The organism is Streptomyces sp. CB01249, assembly GCF_001905735.1.
Taxonomy (GTDB): Bacteria; Actinomycetota; Actinomycetes; order Streptomycetales; family Streptomycetaceae; genus Streptomyces.
Genome location: NZ_LISW01000003.1, coordinates 600,955 through 615,096, shown reverse-complemented (window position 1 = coordinate 615,096; position 14,142 = coordinate 600,955). Strand labels below are relative to the sequence as shown.

13 protein-coding genes are annotated in these 14,142 nt (G+C 68.3%); all 13 read right to left on the bottom strand.

Features of this window, described 5'->3' with window-relative positions; all coding sequences use genetic code 11:
- Window positions 1-51 precede the first annotated feature (51 nt).
- The 13 genes from AMK18_RS18425 to eccCa all read right to left on the bottom strand — a co-directional run bounded on the left by AMK18_RS18425 (window position 52) and on the right by eccCa (window position 14,091).
- Window positions 52-849, bottom strand: coding sequence for an immunity 49 family protein (locus AMK18_RS18425; protein WP_079199304.1), 798 nt, complete (start codon window positions 847-849; stop codon window positions 52-54).
- A 125-nt stretch (window positions 850-974) separates the two neighbouring features.
- The gene (locus AMK18_RS18420) at window positions 975-1,379 is read right to left on the bottom strand and encodes a hypothetical protein (protein WP_241836591.1); all 405 of its coding nucleotides are present in this window, start codon (window positions 1,377-1,379) and stop codon (window positions 975-977) included.
- 92 nt (window positions 1,380-1,471) lie between these two features.
- Window positions 1,472-2,323 (bottom strand): hypothetical protein, encoded by an 852-nt coding sequence (locus tag AMK18_RS35255; protein WP_241836590.1) that lies wholly within the window; start codon window positions 2,321-2,323, stop codon window positions 1,472-1,474.
- Between the two features lie 33 nt (window positions 2,324-2,356).
- Window positions 2,357-2,818 carry a hypothetical protein gene (locus AMK18_RS18405; RefSeq protein ID WP_073863596.1) on the bottom strand — a complete coding sequence of 154 codons (462 nt, stop codon included), beginning with the start codon at window positions 2,816-2,818 and terminating at the stop codon, window positions 2,357-2,359.
- Window positions 2,819-2,840: 22 nt separating this feature from the next.
- Window positions 2,841-3,119, bottom strand: a complete 279-nt coding sequence (locus AMK18_RS35250) for an Imm49 family immunity protein (RefSeq protein WP_241836589.1) — start codon at window positions 3,117-3,119, stop codon at window positions 2,841-2,843.
- A 242-nt stretch (window positions 3,120-3,361) separates the two neighbouring features.
- Window positions 3,362-4,177 carry an immunity 49 family protein gene (locus tag AMK18_RS18395; protein WP_073863595.1) on the bottom strand — a complete coding sequence of 272 codons (816 nt, stop codon included), beginning with the start codon at window positions 4,175-4,177 and terminating at the stop codon, window positions 3,362-3,364.
- Window positions 4,178-4,248: 71 nt separating this feature from the next.
- Window positions 4,249-5,112 (bottom strand): immunity 49 family protein, encoded by an 864-nt coding sequence (locus AMK18_RS18390; RefSeq protein WP_073863594.1) that lies wholly within the window; start codon window positions 5,110-5,112, stop codon window positions 4,249-4,251.
- 84 nt (window positions 5,113-5,196) lie between these two features.
- Window positions 5,197-6,060, bottom strand: coding sequence for an immunity 49 family protein (locus AMK18_RS18385; protein WP_073863593.1), 864 nt, complete (start codon window positions 6,058-6,060; stop codon window positions 5,197-5,199).
- The gene (locus AMK18_RS18380) at window positions 6,057-8,744 is read right to left on the bottom strand and encodes a hypothetical protein (protein WP_073863592.1); all 2,688 of its coding nucleotides are present in this window, start codon (window positions 8,742-8,744) and stop codon (window positions 6,057-6,059) included. The genes AMK18_RS18385 and AMK18_RS18380 overlap by 4 nt, the downstream gene beginning before the upstream one ends.
- Entirely contained in the window at window positions 8,741-9,166 is a 426-nt protein-coding gene (locus AMK18_RS18375) for a DUF6507 family protein (protein ID WP_073863591.1), read from the bottom strand. The genes AMK18_RS18380 and AMK18_RS18375 overlap by 4 nt, the downstream gene beginning before the upstream one ends.
- A 27-nt stretch (window positions 9,167-9,193) precedes the next feature.
- Window positions 9,194-9,514: a pore-forming ESAT-6 family protein gene (locus AMK18_RS18370; protein WP_018105964.1), complete on the bottom strand. Its 321-nt coding sequence runs from the start codon at window positions 9,512-9,514 to the stop codon at window positions 9,194-9,196.
- A 60-nt stretch (window positions 9,515-9,574) separates the two neighbouring features.
- Window positions 9,575-9,907: a hypothetical protein gene (locus AMK18_RS18365; RefSeq protein ID WP_018105965.1), complete on the bottom strand. Its 333-nt coding sequence runs from the start codon at window positions 9,905-9,907 to the stop codon at window positions 9,575-9,577.
- A 173-nt stretch (window positions 9,908-10,080) separates the two neighbouring features.
- Window positions 10,081-14,091, bottom strand: coding sequence for a type VII secretion protein EccCa (eccCa, locus tag AMK18_RS18360; protein WP_073863590.1), 4,011 nt, complete (start codon window positions 14,089-14,091; stop codon window positions 10,081-10,083).
- Between the last annotated feature and the right edge of the window lie 51 nt (window positions 14,092-14,142).

Below are 14,142 nucleotides of genomic sequence, written 5' to 3'. Positions count from 1 at the left end.
GGCCTCACTCTCTCGGAAACGTGCGCTCGGCGCGACCTTGTGGCTGAGGGCTCAGGTGGGGAATTCGCCGATCCAGGTGCGCTGGAGGAGGTGCTTGGGGAGGTAGTCGGATTCGATGCCGAGGGGGAAGCCGGCGTCGTGGGCGAGGCAGGCGATGGCAAGGGGGCCGAGGGCGATGGTGCCGTTGATGTCGGCGGCCCGGTCTTCGTTGAGGGTCCAGTAGGCCCTGTGGAGTTTTAGTGCGTCGGCGAGAGCGGGGGTGAAGCCGTCTTGGTCCCTGCGGAGGTAGTGGTAGAAGAGGTTGATCGGCGGGTCGAGCACACCCTGCAGCATGTCGAGGGGTGCGACGCGTGCGACCGAGGGGTCGGACGTCTCGATGGTGGCGATGAGTTTGTCGGCGAGGGCGGGGCCGCGGAGCCACCAGGTCTGGAGGGTGTCGATCCAGTGGTGGAGGTATTCATCGGCCAGAGCCTGGGGTGAGTGCAGCTGTTCCAGCGGGATCTGGCTGAGCTGGGTCAGGCGTGGCTGGTCGCGGCAGATGAGTGCCAGCCAGAAACTGGTCAGCCAGGCACCCGCGCCGGCTACCAGCCTGCAACCGGGGGCCGGGATGGTCCGCAGCTTGTGATTGATCCGGCACTCCACGGTTCCCTCGCCGGCCCCGGCGACGGCGAACAGTGCCGAGCCCATCTGCAGGGCGTTGACCGCCGACTCCCATGTCTCGATCGCAGCAGCCTCGGGATCGATCAGGCACCGGGCACGCAGACCCATCACGGAGGTATTGAAGGTTGCATCGATGAGCTTGGAGCTTCTGGCCAGCTCGTCGATGTCTTCGAACAGGTACTCCTCCAAGTCGGCTACGAACTGTTCCGTATCGCGCCCCTTGAATACGTCATGGCGGGCGATATTAGTGGTGCTCACGACAGGGTCCCCCTGCTGATGTCGAACCGTCTGTCGATGCTGCCACCCTCGGGGCACTACAGGCTCGGGCGTCCCGTGCCGGGTGAGGGTGTCAGGTGCAGTACTGCTTCGGCGTTTGCGATCAATCGCCCGACCTCGATGGGGAGATGCTCGAATTCCTCCATGACGACGTCGTACGGCTCTACGCGATAGGGGATCCCGTCGAGGCCGGTCGCCTCGATGAACCACCGGTACCCGGCGGGAGACGTGGAGTCCTCCGTAGCCACCCAGGTCGCCGCATGGCGCACGACCATGAGGTCTCCCAGGTAAGCGGTTAGGTCTGTGTGAAGGGTGATCCAGTCCGACTGCTCGAACTCTGCCAGCGGAAGGCGATCCACGTAGTTCTGAAGACCTGGCAGGAGAGTCAGTGGGTCCTCCGCGTACCGCTGCTCGCTCAGGCCCAGCATTTGGGCGATGCCCACGGCGTGACGGTGCATGCCGGCGGTCCACCCGGAGGCGTACGAGCCGGATTCCGTTGCGTCGGTCCTGGGGTCGGTTCCTGCTGAAGGCTCTCTCACAGGTCGGCGGCCAGTTCCCTGAGGGCGCCGAGGCGCATGCGGCCGGGGGCGTGGTCCCCGTCGGTGAGTTGCTGCAGGGCTTCGGATGGTGCGAGGCCCTGCTCGTGTGCGGTGTGCAGGAGGTCGAGCCAATGGAGTCCAGCGTGGTACGTCTCGTCGTCGCCGACATCCTTCGGCTCGAAGCTTGCAGCGTTCTCCGCGGCGGAGGCCCAGAGGTATCCCAGCACCCCGTGCCCATCCAGCACGGGCACGTACTGGACTTCGTCTTCCGCCGTGCGCTTGTAGCCGATGCGGCCGAAGCCCGAGGCATGAGTGAATTCGTCATACCGACGGGGAATCTCGGAAGTGGCCGCGACTGCGGGCAGGGTGGCGGCCAGGCGCGCCGCATTCACCGGACAGCCGGTGCCCTGGGCACGCCCCTTGAGGTCGTACGGCATCCAGGAGTCGTGGAGCGTCACCAGTTCCACGGACACGAAGCCGGCGTACGCCGAGGCCCTGAGCTCGAACAGGCCGCACTGGAGCGTGTCTCCTTCGGCCGACGCGAGCATCCCGTCACATCGAATGCCGGCGTCAACAGGGCCGGCCGCGCGGCCGGCCAGGTGGGCTGTGACCGTCTCGCCGAAGCGCCCCGAATCATCGGACGTTCTCAACTCGCCCCGGAACAATGAGTTCTGCGGCTTACCCCGCTCTGCGATGGACAGGCGCACCTGGGCCTCGGCGGTAGCGCGTCCATGTGCAGCGAGGACGGAGTGCGCGGCCAACGCATCACGCAAGCACAGCGCCAGGTCGTCGCCGCTGTCGTTGTTACGTCCCCAGGTCCAGCGGGCTACGGTTGTGCCGGTGTCCATAAGTACACCCTCGACTCGAGTCATTGGATGAGGCTAGCTTTCCTCGTTCACCTGTCGTGTCAAATGCAATGTGAGCTCCGCGCTTGCGAGCATCCTGATGATATCGATAGGAGAATTCTTTAGCTCTTCTCGAACGATTTCGGTCGGATCCGCCGTCCGGGTTCTTCCGTCCCGGCCGGTCGCTTCGATTGCATATCGGTAGCCGCGTGGTGTCGTGGAGTCAGGGACCGCGGCCCATTTTGCTCCGTGGCGCTGGATCAAGAAGTCGGCCACGTAAGCCATGAGGTCCGTCTGAAGAGTGATCCAGTCCGATTGTTCGAACTCGTGAAAGGGTAGCCTTGATGTGTGGTTCTGCAAAGCAGGCGCCAAATTCAATGGGTCGCTCGTGTAGATCTCCGGCGGTACTCCGAGCATGTCGGCGACATCGATAATTGTGAGGCGCCCCTCCTCGGTCCAGCGTTTGAGGTCGGGGTTCGTGGCTTCACCCTTTTCCATTATGCTTCCCTTTCGGGTGGAGCTACTTCTTCGGGGCGGGGTCGTATTCTGTGGATATTACCCGAGCCTGGATGAGGTAATTTCGTAGGGCGTCTGAAGTCCGGTCGCCGTGCTGTGCGCCTGAGCCGCGCAGCACGGCCATGGGTACTTCGCACAGTTCGGTCAGCCGTTGCTGGTCGCGGCAGATGAGGGCGAAGTGGGGGGCATCGATCCAAGAGGGTGCGTTGGTGTAGGTCCTGGGGCCGGTGACAGAGCGCGTGCGCACCTCGTGATGGGTGCGGCACTCGAAGGTGTCGCCCATGGCGGTGGTGGCGCGGAAGATCGCCCGGCCCCACTTGCGCGGCGTTCACCACGGCTTCCCGGATCTCGATGCCTGAGCACGCGGGGTTGACCGTCGAACGGGCGCTGACGCACGTCCGTACGGAGTTCCACAGGGATGCGTGGCGGCTGGTCTCATGGGCCAAGGATCGTGCGAGGCCTTCGTCGCTGAGTATCGGGGCGAACGGTGCACCCGTCGGGATGCGCTGCGCGTCGGGGGAATCCTCAGGTGGCGAATTCGCCGATCCAGGTGCGCTGGAGGAGGTGCTTGGGGAGGTAGTCGGATTCGACTTCGAGCGTGAAGCCATTGTCGAAGGCCATGCATGCGATGGCGAGCGGAGCGAGAGCGACCAAGCCGTCGGTGTTCAAAGATCGCGCCTCGTCTCCAGCCCAGTACTGCCGGTGCCAGTTCAGAAACTCGCTCAGTGATGAGTTGAACTTTTCAGCCTCGCCACGGTTGTAGAGCTGGAACAGCTCAAGTGGCGGGTAAAAAATCTTCAGTAGCGATTCCTTGTCGGCGATCTGGGCGGGCTCGGGGGTGGCATGGCGGATGGCGGCAGCCAGACTGCTCCACATATCGCTTGAGCGACGAGCCCAGTAACCCTGGACGGCTTCAACCCATTCGTAGACGTACTCGTCGAACACTGCGCCGGATTCGCGAAGGAGTGAAACGGGCACCCGCATGAGTCGGTTGAGGCGCTCCTCCTCGCGGCAGATCGTCGCCAGATAGACCGAAGTGAGCCATGCGCCGGCGTGTGAGTACGGGGTTGGTCCCGTTGCAGGGAGTCGCTTCACCTCATCGGCGATCCCGATGCGACAGGACACCAATCCTTCTGTCGCAGCGGCCGAATCGAACAGCGCGGAGCCGACCTGCATGGCGGTGACCCACGCCTCCCAGGTCTCGAACTTCTCGCTCCGGGGGTCACCGGAACAGTGTGACAAGGCCATGGTCAAGCAGCATTCAAGGGCCCGGGCCCGGGAAATCTCCGATACCTCAAGCCGATCGAGGACCCGATGGGTGCTCTCGGTGAGCGAAGCCATGTCCTCCTGGGTCGCCGCTACTGGGAAGTTGTGGCGGGGGACTCGCATGACCACTGATCTCTCTTCTCTGGCTAGGCGGGGAATTCCCCGATCCAGGTGCGCTGGAGGAGATGCTGGGGGAGGTATTCGGATTCGACGTCGACGGGGAAATTGCCGTCGTAGGCGAGGCATGTCATGGCGAGTGGCCCGATGGCCCACAGGCCCTCGGTGTCCTCCTCGCGGTCCTCGTTGTTTGTCCAGTAGCTCTTGTGGAGTTCAAGGGATTCGATCAGGGCAGCGTTGAAACCGGCATGGTCATGCTTGATGAACCGGTAGAAGAGATTGATCGGCGGGTACGAGATGTTCTGCAGCCAGTCTCGCGGGGCGATTTCGGTCATGTCCGGGTGGGAGGTCCGGAAGGCTGCGGTAAGGGCCTCGACCATGGCGGGTTGCTGACGTGACCAATACGCCTGCAACGTTGCTACCCAGTGGTAGAGGTATTCGTCGTGCTGTGCGCCTGAATCGCGCAGCACGGCCATGGGTACTTCGCATAGTTCGGTCAGCCGTTGCTGGTCGCGGCAGATGAGGGCGAAGTAGAAGGCATCGATCCACGAGGGTGCGCTGGTGTAGGCCCTGGGGCCGGTGACAGGGAGCGTGCGCATCTCGTGGTGGATACGGGACTCGAAGGTGTCACCCGTGGCAGTGGCGGCGCGGAAGATCGCCGATCCCACTTGCATGGCGTTGACCACGGCTTCCCAGGTTTCGATGCCCGAGCACGTGGGGTCCACTGTCGACCGGGCGCTCACGCATGTGCGGACGGAGTTCCACAGGGCGTCGAGCATATGTGGCGACTGCTCGATCGAGGAGATCTCCTCGATGGTCTCCTCGGTCAGGGATCGTGCAAAGCCTTCATCGTCGGGCCCGGGCCCGCCATGGCGAGGGATGGTCACGGTCACGAAGGTTTCCTGACGTCGAACTTCTGACTGGCGTATCGAGACGAACGGTGCGTCCGTCGGATGCGCTGCGGGTCGGGTGAGGGCTCAGGTGGGGAATTCGCCGATCCAGGTGCGCTGGAGGAGGTGCTTGGGGAGGTAGTCGGATTCGATGTCGAGGGGGAAGTCGGCGTCGTAGGCGAGGCAGGCGATGGCAAGGGGGCCGAGGGCGATGGAGCCGTTGATGTCCGTGGCCCGGTCCTCGTTGAGGGTCCAGTACGCCTTGTGGAGCTTGAGTGCCTCGGTGAGGGCGGGGGAGAAGCCGTCTCGGTCTTGGCGGACGTAGTGGTAGAAGAGGTTGATGGGTGGGTAGAGGGTGCCGTCCATGAGGTCTCGGGGGGTGATCTGTGCGACGGCCGGGTCGGATGCCTCGATGGTGGCGATGAGTTTGTCGGCGAGGTCGGGGCCGCGGAGCCACCAGGTCTGGAGGGTGTCGACCCAGTGGTAGATGTATTCGTCGTACTGCCCCTGAGGTGACCGCAGCCGCTCCAGAGGAATCTCGCTGAGCTGCGTCATCCGTTCCTGGTCACGGCAGATGACGGCCAGCCAGAAGCCGGACAGCCAGTTGCCCGCGTCGGCCGTGGACAGCGGCCCGGCGGCGGGGATGGTCCGCAGCTTCCTGTTGATGCGGCACTCGACGGTTCCTTCGTTCACCGCGCTCGCGGCGAACAGGGCCGAAGTGACCTGCATAGCGTTGACGGTCGCTTCCCACGTCTCCACCTTGGAGGCTCGCGGATCGATGGCACAGCGGGCACGGAAGGCCAGAAGGGAGGACCTGCACGTGAGGTCGATCAGGGCTGTCGACGCGTCCAGCTTGTCGATGTCCCGGACCAGGCGCTCGCTCAGCCGGTTGGCCAGTGTCTCCGCTTCGGCTCCTCTCTGGAGGTCGTGGCGGGTAATAGCTACCGTCATGAAAGGGTCCCCTTGCTGATGTCGAACCGCCGATACCGGTAACCAGTGTACCGGCCCGAATTTTTCTCCCCCTTGACTACAACGTATTCTAGGTCGCCGGTCTCCAGTGCTTTTCTTATGGCGTCGGACGCTGCTGTTTCATTTCGCATGTCCATTTTCTCGAGGATGTCAAAGAAGTACTCCTTGCTTCCCTGGGAAACCTTCTTACCGTCCGGAAGGGTTCGTTGGCCGAGCTCCGTGCCTGTGCTGCTCTTCGCCTCGATGACGACCACGCGGCCGTCTTCGTGTATCCACACCTGGTCGAACTGGTCGTTACCATTCGCGGGGCCGCGCAGTTCCTGCCGTTTGAAGTCCGGATGGCGTTCCGCCATGTAGTGATGCTCGGCCGCTGCTTCCCCGAACTCCTCGGCCGCCTTGCCCATGCTGGTATGGGTCTGCTTGTAGGCGTCGGTCGTCTCTTCCAGGAGTTGGCCGGACTCGAAGTCGTCGTGGGTTTTGTGGAGGCTACCGGCCTCCGCCTTCCACTTCTCCATGAGGTTGTCGAGCTGGATGGCGGCGAATCGTTTTTGGGCCGCGACATCAAGAATTCTGTGCCTTACGCGACTGGTGACCGTGTCCGCCCGCACGCGGATGTAGTCGGGGTCGAGGAAGCGGGGTTTGGGCGGCGCGGGGGCGTCCTTGGCGCGGACCCACGGACCGTTGTCCACCAGCTGTGTGAGCTGCGGAGGTGCGTATCCACTCGCATCCAGGACATCGGTGTCCCTGCGGGTGCCGTCCTTTCTGTAGTAGTGCTCGCGGTACCCCGACTCCTCGTTCGCCCGATAGACCTGGATCTCCTCGATCTGCTCCCGGGTCAGCGAACCCTGTTTGCCGTACGGGTTCGGGCCGTCGGACATGAAGGCGGGACGGGGCACCCGGGGATGCGTCGGTCCCGAGGGCCCGCCGGAGCCGGAGCCCGGGCCGCCGCCCCCGTGGCCCGAGGGGAGCGAGCTGCCGGAGCCCGGACCGGACGGATGGCGGGTCGGTCCGGGGACGCCGCTGTCGCCGGTGTGCCCTCCACCGCCGCCCGCATGGTGCGTCGCCGGGTCCGACGACCTTCCCGCCCCGACCAGTGCCTCCTCCGGCGTGGCCGAAGCCCGTACCCCCGCACCCTCCTGCCGGGCCGCCGAGTTGTGCTGGAGCAGGGTGCCGTCCTTCGCGAGGACGTTGCCCGGGCGGTCCAGGTAGACCGGGTTGCCGTGCTCGTCCAGGCCCGGGATGACGTCCTTCGGGAGGGCCGTCGTGCCGTCGGGGAGTTTGAGGGAGCCTTCGGGTATGCGGAGGGCGCCCTCAGGGGGGTGTATGCCCTCCGGGAGGTGGACCACGCCGTCGCCCAGGTCCAGGGCTCCCGGGGGGATCTCCGCGCCGGCCGGGAGCTTGAAGGAGTTGGCCGGGACCTCGAACGCGGCCTCCGGGACCGCCGCGCCCTCCGGCAGGTGCAGGGTGCCGTCGGGGAGTTTGAACGCGCCGTCCGGGAGGCTGATCGCGCCCTCGGGGAGGGCGGGTATCTCGAGCTGCCCCAGGCCCTTGAGCGCCGCCAGGCCGTCGCCGATCTTCGTCAGGCCCATGCCCGCGCCCTTGAAGACGTACGTCATCGGGTCCACGACCCGGCCCACCTTGCCCACCGTGGACAGGGCCTTCGCCGCGACGGCCGCCTTTCCCGCGCCGGAGGCCGCGCCGCCCGTGCCGCCGGTGAAGATCGTCGTGACGACGTTGAACGCCACCGCGCCCGTGGCCCGGGACGGGTTCTCGCTCCACTGGTCCCAGGCCAGCAGCGCCTTGCCGGTCTCCTTCATCGCCGTACGGGACTCACGCAGATAGGCGGGGAGTTTGTCGTCCGGCAGGGTCCAGTACAGGCCGGCCAGCGGTGTGCCGGAGATCGCCAGGCCGGTGGCGAGCTTCCCCAGGCCCGACCACGCCTGCTTGGCGGAGTCCCAGCCGTCGGTGCCGACCAGGGTGCCCAGGCCCTTGATCGTGCCCCAGACGCCGTCGACGAAGAAGCCCTTGACGAAGTCCCAGGCATGTTCGTGGAGTTGCCACCAGGGCTTGGACTCCTGGACCGGATCGCCCCAGGGCAGGCCCTCGGCGTGCTTGAGGGTCTCGGCGTCGTAGCCGTACGTGCCCTTCTTGCCGGAGCCGTCGTCGATCTTCAGCGCCGGGCCGCCGACCAGGGCGACGATCTTGTCGTGGCAGGTCCGCTCCACGGCCTGGAACGCCGCCCAGGTCTCGGCGATCTCGTCGTGGCGGCGGTTGTTCTCCTCGACCAGGTCCCCGTCCTCGCGCCACTTGTCGTCGTCCTTGATCCGGACGACGAACGCCTCGGCCTCGCGCTTGAGCTCCTTCAGCTTCTCGACCAGTGGGTAGGCGTCGGACGCGTACGTGGCCAGCGCGGCCGTGATCGTCTCCAGCTCCGACTTCAGGGAGGTCCCCCGGTCCGCGACCGGTTTCGTGGTCGCGAAGAGCTGGTCGGCCTCCGGCGCCTTGTAGAACGCCTGGAGGCCGCCGAAGCTGCTGTGGACGTCACCGGCGGCCGTGGCGGTCGACGCCGCGCTCTTCGTCAGCGTGGTCACGCTGGTGTCCAGCAGGGCGAGGTTGCCGGTGAAGACCGGTATGCCGGACGGGGTGACCGCCTCGTTCTTGCTCACTTGCCCGCCCGTATGTCCTTGAGCACGTCCAGGCGGACGGACTTGGCGGCGTCCTGGGCCCGCTTGGCCGTGTCGAGGTCGCCCTCCACGTACTCGCTCGTCGCCGTCGCGGCGCCCAGCACGGCGGCCTGGATGCGCTCCGCCATCGACTTCAGCTGCGGCTTCCGCTCCGTGATGTACGTGCCCAGCGCGGCGGCCACCGGCCCGAGGGAGGGGTGGGACAGGGGCTCCGCCCCCACCGCCACCGGCCCGGCGACCGGCAGCGACGCCGCCGAGCCCGGTACCGCCGTGCCCGCGTGCGTCGCCGCCTCCGACATCGCGGTGACCATGGAGTTCAGCGCCTTCTCCAGGTCACCGGCGTGCGTGCCGACCTTCTTCAGCTGCCCCTGTACGCCCTGCGGTTTGATGTCCCAAGCCGTCACCGGCCGCCCCCCCCGGAGTCGTGAACGTCAGCCGATGTTGTCGACGGCCGCCTTGGCGCGGGCCAGGGTCTGGTGCGCCGTGCCGTCGTTCTTCTCCAGCGTGGAACGGAGAAGGTGGATGATGTTCTTGACCTCCTGCGAGGTCGCCTGCCAGCGGAGTTCCTTGCCGTGGTAGTCGTCCGCCACGCCGTCCGCCGTGAAGTCGGCCATCGCGGCCTTGACCTGGCCGTCCCGGGCCGTGATGACCAGTTCGAGCTGGGCGATCACCGTCTGGAGGCTGCCCTGCACCTCGGTCGATGCGCCGGTGTCGTACGACCGCCGGTCCGTGTTGCCGCCGTGTCCTGCCATGACTCTTGTCTCCCCGTCAGGAATGTGTACGGATGCGTCGAAGGTGCCGGTGGTGCCGGCTCAGCGGCCGCCGAAGCGGGCCGCGTCGAAGTTGGCCGAAGCCATCTGCGTACGGGCGTTCTCGCCCTGCTCCTGCTCGCCCGAGCCGAACGCCGCGTCCATGCCCTGCTGGCCGCCCAGGATGCCGGAGAGCGAGGCGTTGAGCGCCGCGGTGATCTCGTCGGAGCGGTTCTTGAAGTCGTCGAACGCGACCTTGCCCGCGCCGTTGAACTTGCCCTCCAGCGGCTCCGCCGCGGCGATCAACTGCCGGATCAGCGTGCCCAGATCGGTGCTGGAGCCCTGCGAGTGCTTGAGCAGCGTCGTCAGGACCGTGGACCCCATGTCGAACTTCATCGGCTTCCCCCATGCGTCGGACCTCGAACGGATGTATCCGTCCCAGCATCATGTCTATCAATCCGCGCGTCGCTACTGCAATCTGCAATCGGCCATATCGTCGCGGTGACCGGGCGAGCCGACCGGTGACCCCGTCGGATGCGCTTTGCGAAGCGGTACATCAGTGCGGTACGTCAGTGCGGTACGTACACCGTCTGCGTCAGCCGGTTCGGGCGCCCCCGCTGGATGAACACCCCACGTCCCGGCGCCTGTTGGGCCGCGTACACGCCGGGGAAGAGCTGGCCCTCGCTGCGGTCGCCGGACATCACGAGCGCCGAGGCCCCCGACTCCCGCAGGCTCTGCACCACCGGCTCGTACATCCCGCGCGCCGCCCCCGCCACGCGCCGCGACAGCACGAAGTGCAGACCGATGTCCACGGCGGAGGGGATGTACGGGAGGAACGCGGCCAGCGGCGACTGGCCCGCGGTCGTCAGCACGTCGTAGTCGTCCACCAGGACCACGATGCGCGGCCCCTGGCCCCAGCTGCCCGGCTCCAGGTCCTCCAGGCGGGCGTTCTCGTCCGGCAGCCGCTTCTCCAGCTCCGCGGAGATCGCGGCCGAAAGGCCCATGCAGAGCTTGGAGTTGTACGCGTAACCGCCGTTCAGCTCCTCCGGGACCACCCCGCGCAGCGAGCGCCGGGGGTCCATCACCGCGAAGACGAGGTCGTCCTCGCCGTAACGGTCGGCGAGCCCCTGGGCGACCGCCCGCAGCAGGTTCGTCTTGCCGCACTCGCTGTCCCCGAGCACCAGCAGGTGCTGGTCGTGGCCGAACAGGTCGAGCAGCACGGGCGCCAGGGCCGACTGGTCGAGGCCCAGCGGCACCCGCTCCGGCTCCGCCGCCCGGCCGGGCAGCAGGTGCGGTTCGAGCAGGTGCGGCAGCACCCGTACCGGCTGGGCGACCTCGCCGTGCCAGGTGGCCCGGACCGTGCGCGTGGCGCGCTCCAGGACCGCGCCCAGCTCCGTCGTCTCCGCGACCCCGTCCGTGCGCGGCAGGGCGACCTGGGCGAAGAGCTTCCCGTCGGTGAGGACGCGGCCCGGCTCGTCGGGGGAGAGGGTCTCGGCCAGCTTGCGGTCGATGCTCGACTCGCCCGGGTCGTTGAGCCGCAGCTCCACGCGGGTGCCGAAGTTGGACTGGATCGCGATGCGCACGTCGTTCCACCGGAGCATCCCGGCGACGACGTGGATGCCGTAGCCGCCGCCCCGCTTGAGGATGTCCGCGACCGCGTCGTCCAGCTCCTCGAAGTCGTCGCGCAGCGCGCCGAACCCGTCGATGACGAGGACGATCTCGGCGGACGCCAGCTCCGGCAGCCGGCCCGCCGCGTGCAGGGTGCGCAACTGCTCGACGGAGTCGATGCCGTGCTCGCGGAACAGCTCCTCGCGCAGCGCGAGCATCGCCCGCACCTCCTCGACCGTGCGCGCCGCCCGCTCCCGGTCGGCGCGGCCGGCGGCGCCGCCGACGTGCGGCAGCTCGGCGAGCGCCTGGAGGCCGCCGCCGACCAGGTCGAGGCCGTAGACGCCGACCTCCTGCGGGGTGTGCGTGAGCGCCAGGGAGAGGACCAGGGTGCGCAGCAGCGTCGTCTTGCCGGACTGCGGGCCGCCGATGACGGCCGCGTGCCCGCCGGCCACCGTGAGGTCGAGGAGCCACTGCCCCTGCCACTGCTTGGCCGGGTCGTCCAGCAGCCCGAGCGGCACCAGGAGCGGGCCGCGCTGCCGGGTGCCCGGCCGCCCCGCGTCCGGGCGCACCCCGGCCAGCCGCATCCCGCGCGGCCCGGCGTCCAGCGGTCCGGCGACGGCGTCCAGGGTGATCGCCGGGGGCAGCGGGGGCAGCCAGATGCTGCGTACCCCGGGCGCCGCACCGGTCAGCTGGTCCACCATGACCGCGAGTTCGGTCGGCCCGGTCTCGCGGCGGCGGGCCGACGGCTCGCGGTCCTGGGGTCCGCTCTCCGGCCCGGCGAGGGTGTTGTACGCCTCGTAGGGGAGGGCGAGCGGCCCGGTCTCCTCCTCGTCGGCGCTCCGCACGGGTCCCCGGTACGCGCCGGAGACGTAACCCGCCTTGAAGCGCGTGTAGTGGCTGGTGTCCACCTTGAGGAAGCCGAAGCCGGGCAGCGGCGGCAGGTGGAAGGCGTCCGTGGTGTCCAGGACCATCCGCGACTCGTCGGCGGAGAAGGTGCGCAGGCCGAGGCGGTACGAGAGGTAGGTCTCCAGGCCCTTGAGCTTGCCGCTCTCGATGCGCTGGCTGGACAGCAGCAGATGCACCCCGATGGAGCGGCCGATCCGGCCGATGGAGAGGAACAGGTCGATGAAGTCCGGCTTGGCGGTGAGGAGTTCGCCGAACTCGTCGATCACCACGAACAGGTGCGGCAGCGGTTCCAGGTCCGGCCGCTTCTGCGCGCGCAGCGCCGCGTAGTCCCCGATGTCCGCGACGTTGCCCGCGTCCTTCAGGGCCTGCTGGCGGCGCTTGACCTCACCGGCGAGCGAGGAGTGCACGCGCTCGACCAGGCCCGCCTGGTTCTCCAGGTTGGTGATGACCCCCGCCACGTGCGGCAGGTCCGCGAACGGGGCGAAGGTGGCGCCGCCCTTGTAGTCGACCAGGACGAGCGCCAGGTCCTCCGGCGGATGGGTGGCCGCCAGGCCGAGGACCAGGGTGCGCAGCAGCTCCGACTTGCCGGAGCCCGTCGCGCCCACGCACAGCCCGTGCGGGCCCATGCCCAGCTCGGAGGACTCCTTGAGGTCCAGGAGCACCGGCTCATGCGCGTCGCTGATCCCGATCGGCACCCGCAGGAAGGCCCGTTCGCCGCGCGGCGCCCAGAGCCGGTCCAGGTCCAGCGACGCCACGTCCTGGATGCCGAGCATCGCGGCGAACTCGACGGGCCCGGCCAGCGGCGCGTCGGCCAGGGACTCGGCGGACAGCCGCAGCGGGGCGATCATCCGGGCCAAGCCCTCCGCGAAGGGCACCCCGACCTCGTCCACGGTGCCGTGCGACGCGACGGTCTCCGCCGCGCGCAGGTCCTCCACGACCACGTCCGTGCCGTCCACGGTGAGGCGCACGTTGACGTGGTCCGGCTCCTGGACCCGGCGGTCGAGCAGGTGCACCACGGTCACGCCCATCTCGCGCAGCCCCACCGCGTCGTCGGGGCGCGGCAGGTCCACGGCGTCCTCGCCGTGCCCGTCGACCACCACGAGCAGCCGGGAGTTCATCGCGAGCGCGTCCCGCCCGGCCAGGCCCCGGCGGACCTCGGCCGCGTACGAGGCGCGGCGGCGCAGCTCGGGCCCGAGGAGGCGGGCCAGCTGTGCGGCGGAGGGCGCGATGCGGCGGGCGGCGACCGGGCCGTCGGACTGCTCGGGGTCGAGCAGGTGCGGCAGCCACTTGGCCCACTCCCAGTCGGCCATCCGCTCACCGGACGCGGCAACCGCGATCGCCACGTCGTCCGGCGCGTGCAGGGCGGCCGCTTGGACGAGCAGGGCGCGCACGACCCGCAGGCCGTCCTCGCGGGGGCCGATGACGCTGACGTTCCCGGCCCGGTCCAGCGGGACGGTCAGGGGGAGTTCGGTGCCGTTGCGGAACCGCTGCACCACGGCCGACGCCTCGTTGAGCATGAAGAGGTCGGGCGGGGTGAGGACGGACGAGCCCTGCTCGCCGATCCGGAGGTCCCGCAGCGGCATCTCGCCCGTGCCGCCCCGTATCCGCAGGAAGTCGTCGTCGCCCCTGCGCCGCTCCCAGAGCCGGGCCGGGTCGCGCACGATGTCGTACAGGGCGTACGGGGACGGGTTGAGCACGTCCGCCTGCTCGCGCCGGACCCGCTCCTCGGCCGACAGCTCCTCGCGCAGGTCCTCCACATAGGCGAGGTACGCCTCGCGCTGGGTGCGGCGGGTGCGCTGCGCCTTGCCGCGCTGGGAGAGCAGCAGCACCGCCGAGCCGATGACCGTGACGACGAGGATGATCGCGCCGAGCCCGGCGAACTGGCTGTTGCGGACCACCGTCATCATCACCACGGACGACATGACCCCGGCGACCGGGAGCAGCGACATCGCGATGTTCCCGGACTTGCCCTCGGGCAGGTTGGGCGGCGCCTCGATGGTGCGCGGCTCGGAGGGGGCCGCCGGGCGCGTGGTGCGGGCGGGGCGGTGGATCAGGCGGGTGCTCATCGGCTCCGTCCGGGGAGGTCGGCCGGGTGGGCGTACGGGCTCGGCACCGGG